Source organism: Novosphingobium organovorum (assembly GCF_022832435.1).
In the GTDB taxonomy this organism is placed as follows: domain Bacteria; phylum Pseudomonadota; class Alphaproteobacteria; order Sphingomonadales; family Sphingomonadaceae; genus Novosphingobium; species Novosphingobium organovorum.
The window spans coordinates 1-4400 of record NZ_JALHLF010000186.1 but is presented as its reverse complement, the minus strand read 5'-3'; the positions used below and the strand labels follow the sequence as shown (position 1 = coordinate 4400).

General features: G+C 67.9%; 5 protein-coding genes and 1 pseudogene. 3 read left to right on the top strand and 3 right to left on the bottom strand.

Annotation, left to right across the window (positions count from 1 at the left end):
* Positions 1 to 1033 (top strand): FUSC family protein (locus tag MTR62_RS20185; protein WP_244024323.1); only part of this gene is annotated, 1033 nt, incomplete at its 5' end.
* Positions 1034 to 1062: 29 nt separating this feature from the next.
* Here MTR62_RS20185 and MTR62_RS20180 read toward each other — a convergent pair.
* Positions 1063 to 1725 (bottom strand): LysE family translocator, encoded by a 663-nt coding sequence (locus MTR62_RS20180; RefSeq protein WP_244024321.1) that lies wholly within the window; start codon positions 1723 to 1725, stop codon positions 1063 to 1065.
* Positions 1726 to 1767: 42 nt separating this feature from the next.
* Positions 1768 to 3249: a pyruvate kinase gene (pyk, locus tag MTR62_RS20175; protein ID WP_244024319.1), complete on the bottom strand. Its 1482-nt coding sequence runs from the start codon at positions 3247 to 3249 to the stop codon at positions 1768 to 1770.
* Between the two features lie 77 nt (positions 3250 to 3326).
* On the opposite strand from pyk, the gene MTR62_RS20170 reads away from it, so the two are divergent.
* Entirely contained in the window at positions 3327 to 3638 is a 312-nt protein-coding gene (locus MTR62_RS20170; RefSeq protein WP_244024318.1) for a DUF1244 domain-containing protein, read from the top strand.
* 186 nt (positions 3639 to 3824) lie between these two features.
* Entirely contained in the window at positions 3825 to 4061 is a 237-nt protein-coding gene (locus tag MTR62_RS20165; protein WP_039389019.1) for a DUF2312 domain-containing protein, read from the top strand.
* A gap of 3 nt (positions 4062 to 4064) precedes the next feature.
* Here MTR62_RS20165 and MTR62_RS20160 read toward each other — a convergent pair.
* Positions 4065 to 4400: pseudogene (locus tag MTR62_RS20160) on the bottom strand (CPBP family intramembrane glutamate endopeptidase); the annotation flags it as partial.

The following is a 4400-nucleotide window of genomic DNA, read 5'->3' as shown; positions in this document are numbered from 1 at the left end:
GACGATCCGCGAAGCGGCGGCCCCGTTCTTTCCGGGCGAGGGCGCGCTGGCGCTGCCCGCGCTGGTCCTGCTGTGTCTGGCGGGCCTTGCCATGGGCGATCTGACGCGCGCGGGGATCGCGGTGGGCGCGGCGTTCAGCGTCGGGCTCGGCTCGGCGCACACGATGGGGCGCTGGCGCTACGATTCGATGCTGGCCGCGCTCGTCGGCATGATGCTGGCCGGGTTCTCGGGTACTTTGCTGGGGCGCGAGCTGTGGTTGTTCGTACCGCTCGCGGCGCTGGTTGCCGGGCTGGTGGGCTATATGGCGCTGCGCAACATGCAGGTGTGGTGGACCGTGCTCCAGCTCGAGATCGGCTTTCTCATCGCCGGGCACTTCGCTGGCGGGATGCAGGAGGCCGCGACGCGCGCGGCGATGATCCTGCTGGGTGGCGGGGTGCAGCTGGCGCTGGTCATGCTGCTGGCGCGCCTCTTTCCCAGCGTGGGCGAGGCTTACGCCGCCGGGCCCAGCGCGCCCGAAGGCGACCGTCGCCTGGTCATGGGCCATGTCGCGCGCGCGGTGATCTGCGTGGGGGCCAGCCTCGTGGTGGTCGATGCCTTGGGACTGTCCTATGGCTACTGGGCGCCGGTGACCGCGCTATTGGTACTCAAGCCCCATCTGCACGAAACCCGCACGCGCGGGCTTCAGCGGCTGGGCGGCACGTTGCTGGGCTGCCTGCTGGCGACGCTTTACGCCATCGCTACCCACGGCGCGCCCGTGGCCCTGATCGCGGGGCTGGCGCTGGCCGCCTGGTGCGCTTTTTCCGCGCAGAAGATCCACTATGTGCTGTTGACCGCGGCGATTACCGGCAGCGTCGTGCTGATGGTCTCGCTGGCGGGGACGAACCCGGCGGCGAACGCGGAACACCGTCTGCTGGCAACGCTGGTGGGCGGGATGATCGCGCTGCTGGTCGCCGCGATCGTGCCCCACAAGCTGCCCGAAGGGCCTATCGTGCTGATGGACCGAGCCGCTCGGGGCACACCGCCTTCTCGATGATAAGCGGAAAAAAGACCCGATAAACGGGATCAGGCCCGGCTGGCGAGCAGGCCCAGGCCAAAGCCGATGAAGGCGGTGCCGGTCACGCGATCGAACACGCGCCGGGTCTTGGGGTGGTTGAGCTGGCGCGCCATGGTCCGCCCACCCAGTCCGTAGACCGAATACCAGAAGCTTTCGATCGCCACGAACGTCGCCAGCAGGATGCCGAACTGCGGCAGCGTGGGCTGCGCGGGATTGATGAACTGGGGCAGGAAGGCCGCGGCGAAGAGGATCGCCTTGGGGTTCGAAAGCGAGATGGCGAGGCCGCCGCGAAACAGCGCGCCGCTGCCCACTTCGCGCGGCGCGCCCGCCGTCCGGGGAGCCGGCAGAGTGCCCGCACCGATGTCGAGCCCGACATCGGCGGCGATTGCGCGGGTGCGCCAGGCGCGCACGCCCAGGTAGATGAGGTAGGCCGCGCCCGCGTAGCGTAGCGCGGTGAACAGGCCGGGCATCGCGACCAGCACGGTCGACAGCCCGGCCACCGAGGCGACCAGCAGGATGACCAGCCCGGCAAGGCAGCCAGCCATCGTTGCGGTGCTGCGGCGAAAGCCGAAATCGACACTGCGGGCCATGACGTGCAGCATGTTGGGGCCGGGCATCGCGCTGACGAGAAAGACCGCCAGGACATAGAGCCACCAGGTGTGCAGGGGCATCGGTAGAGGGCCTTTCTCGTGCGGGGGGCGCGGGGCCGTGGTTTACTGCGGCGTGTCGAGCTCGTTGCCCGAAAGCGTGACGATGTGCAGCAGGTTGGTCGAACCCGGAATGCCGAACGGCACGCCTGCGAGAACGACGAGCTTGGTGCCCGCCGCGCCAAAGCCGTGGCGCAGCGCCATGCGCTTGCCCTTGGCGATCATTTCCTCGAAGCTGCCGATGTCGCGCGTCTGCACCGTGTGTGCGCCCCACAAAAGAGCGCCGCGCCGGGCGGTTTCTTCCGAGGGGGTGAGCACCAGCATCGGCGCTCCCGGACGCTCACGCGCCACGCGCCGGGCCGAGATGCCCGAATTGGTGAACACGATGATCCCTTCGATCGGCAGCGTGTCGGCGATCTGCGCGCACGAGCCCGACAGCGCGTCGGCGGTCGTCGCGTCGAGCGGGGCCTTGGCGAGGTGGATGCGCTCGCGGTAGGTCACGTCGCTTTCCACCTTGACCGCGATGCGGTCCATGATGGTGACCGCTTCGACCGGCCAGTCGCCCGCCGCCGTCTCGGCCGACAGCATGACCGCATCGGCGCCGTCGTAGACCGCGTTGGCGACGTCGGAGACTTCGGCGCGGGTCGGCGAGGGGCTCTTGATCATCGATTCGAGCATCTGCGTTGCGACCACCACCGGCTTGCCGAAGGCGCGGGTCTTTTCCACGATGTGCTTCTGGATCGGGGGCACTTCTTCGGGCAGCAGTTCGACGCCCAGGTCCCCGCGCGCGACCATGATGCCGTCGGACATTTCGATGATCGCATCGAGGCTTTCCACCGCGGCCGGCTTTTCGATCTTGGCCATCAGCGCGCCCTTGCCGCCCATCAGGCGGCGCGCTTCGGCGACGTCTTCGGGGCGCTGGACGAAGGACAGGCCGATCCAGTCGGCGTTCTGGTCCATCGCGAAGGCAAGGTCGCGGCGGTCCTTTTCGGTGAGCGCGGGAATCGGCACGAGCGCGTCGGGCACGTTGACGCCCTTGCGATCCGAGATCGGGCCGCCGACTTCGGCGCTGCACAGGATTTCGTCCGCGCTGGCGCGAATCACGCGCAACTGGAGCTTGCCGTCGTCGACCAGCAGGCGCTGGCCCTTTTCGAGAATGCCGAACAGTTCGGGGTGGGGCAGGCAGACGCGATCGTCGTTGCCCGGTTCGGGGTTGCGATCGAGCGTGAAGTGCGCGCCGTGCTTGATGAACGCCTTGCCGCCCTCGAACGTGCCGACGCGCAGCTTGGGGCCCTGCAGGTCGCACAGGATGGCGATCGGGCGCATCAGGTCCTTTTCGACCGCGCGCACGTTGGCGATCGTTTCGCGGTGGGTGTCATGATCGCCGTGGCTCATGTTCACGCGAAAGGCGTCGGCGCCGCGCTGGATCAGCTTGGCGATGGTTTCCTTGTCGCGGCTGGCCGGGCCCAGCGTCGCGAGAATCTTCACCTTGCGCTGGCGCTTGATGCCGCGGTGGTGGGGGGAACGGCGGTAAGGAATGCTAGCCAAGTTGTGTCTGCCTCTTTCGAAACCCGCCGACCATATGGCAAAGGGGAGCGCGTAAACCAAGAACGAAGGTTCCCGCTATGGTCGAGAATACCCCATTAGACACGCTTGATGATGCAATTGCGGCAGCGGCCTTCCGCCGTCTGGTGCGCCATCTGCAACACCGTCACGATGCCCAGAACATCGAACTGATGGGGCTGGCCGGGTTTTGCCGCAATTGTCTCGCCGACTGGATTCGCGATGCGGGGTTCCCCGGCGACAAGGCGCAGGCGCGCGCGCTGATCCACGGCATGGCGTTCGAGGACTGGAAGGATGCCTACCAGAGCGCGGCGACGCCCGAGCAGCTCGCTCGGATGGAGGAAAGCCTCGCGAAGAACGCGCCGGGCCACTGACGGGCGCGTTCGCGGCGGGGGGCTGGACGTGCCCCGGCGCGACTATTCACAGACGTGACTATCCACAGGCGCGACTATCCACATACAGGCGCTTTGCCCTTGCGCGCGCAAGCGGCTATCAGCCGGCGCCCACTCGCCCCGGCGAGACCCGATTCTCACACTTCATCCTTTCGGAGCTGAACCACCATGGCCGAAACCGCCGACGACCGCCTTCGCCTTCTGATCGAGCGCATCGAGCGCCTCGAAGAGGAAAAGAAGGGCATCTCGGACGACATCCGCGACGTCTACAACGAGGCCAAGGCCGTCGGGTACGACGTCAAGATCATGCGCCAGATCGTGCGCCTGCGTAAGATGAAGCCCGATGACCGTCGCGAGATGGACATGGTGCTCGAAACCTACCGCAGCGCGCTCGGCCTCGACTGAGCCCTACAGGCTGGGTATCAGCGCCAGCGCCATGACGGCCGCGTTGGCGCCGGCGTGCTCGAGCATGCTGGCGCCAAGGCCGAGGCGCTGGCGGGTGAAGCCCAGCATTACCCCCGCCCAGACCTGCGGCAGCACGAGCAGCGCGGTCAGCCAGGTGGGGTGCGCGTAATTGAGCGCGTGGATCGCGCCGAAGCCGAGCGCGACGATCCAGTAAATCGCTGGAAACAGGCGCCGGTAGAGCGCGGGCACACCCTTGCGCCGCAGCCGCTGCCAGCCGAGCGCGGCGAGCCCGATCAGCGCGAGCAGCAGGCCCGCCGACCACAGCGGGGCGAGCCCGCG

Coding starts and splice junctions, on each gene's coding strand:
- MTR62_RS20165 (WP_039389019.1), top strand. CDS start 3,825: ATGGCCGAAACCGCCGACGACCGCCTTCGCCTTCTGATCGAGCGCATC.
- MTR62_RS20180 (WP_244024321.1), bottom strand. CDS start 1,725: ATGCCCCTGCACACCTGGTGGCTCTATGTCCTGGCGGTCTTTCTCGTC.
- MTR62_RS20170 (WP_244024318.1), top strand. CDS start 3,327: ATGGTCGAGAATACCCCATTAGACACGCTTGATGATGCAATTGCGGCA.